The sequence below is a fragment of the Phaeovibrio sulfidiphilus genome, from assembly GCF_014861485.1.
GTDB classification, from domain to species: Bacteria; Pseudomonadota; Alphaproteobacteria; order Rhodospirillales; family Rhodospirillaceae; genus Phaeovibrio; species Phaeovibrio sulfidiphilus.
Genome location: NZ_JACZHT010000021.1, coordinates 1 through 580, shown reverse-complemented (window position 1 = coordinate 580; position 580 = coordinate 1). Strand labels below are relative to the sequence as shown.

Here is a 580-nt window from a genome sequence, read left to right as displayed (position 1 = left end):
ACTTCGAGGAGAGCGTGAAGCTGAACTTCGCCAACGGCTATGACATCGCCAGCGGCGCGAAGATGACCGTCAAGGGCGGGGCCATCGAGGGCAATATTGTCAACGCGGGCACCTTCGTTTTTGATATCGGTGCGGGCAAGGCGCTTGCCTACAGGGGCACGATGTCCGGCGGTGGCAAGGTCTTCAAGGAGGGTGATGGCAAGATCCTCCTTTCAGGAGACCATTCCGGCGCCACCGGCCCCTTCACCCTGAACGGGGGCACCCTGGGCGGCGCCTTCACATGGGGTGGCGGGCTGATCCTGGGCAACAATGGCACCACCGTGGCGCCGGGCACCTCCGACACGGTCGGTACCCTGTCGGTCAATCGCTTCAACACGAACGGCAAGACGTTCACCCTCGAGGTTCGGGTCATGGCCGATCGCAGCGACCTCCTGGAGGTCCGTGCGGGTGATGTGAATGTGCCGGACGGCTCCACCCTGAAGGTGGTGAAGGCCATCGGAAGCGGCTGGGCGTCTGAGAAGATCTACACGGTCCTGGTGGCCCGGGAGGACAACCGGAAAGTGACCGGCACGTTCTCGAT

At 63.3% G+C, this 580-nt stretch carries 1 protein-coding gene; it reads left to right on the top strand.

Annotated elements, in window-relative coordinates; all coding sequences use genetic code 11:
- Window positions 1-14: 14 nt before the first annotated feature.
- A partial coding sequence (locus IHV25_RS10235; RefSeq protein ID WP_197975037.1) for a hypothetical protein occupies window positions 15-580 on the top strand: 566 nt, incomplete at its 3' end.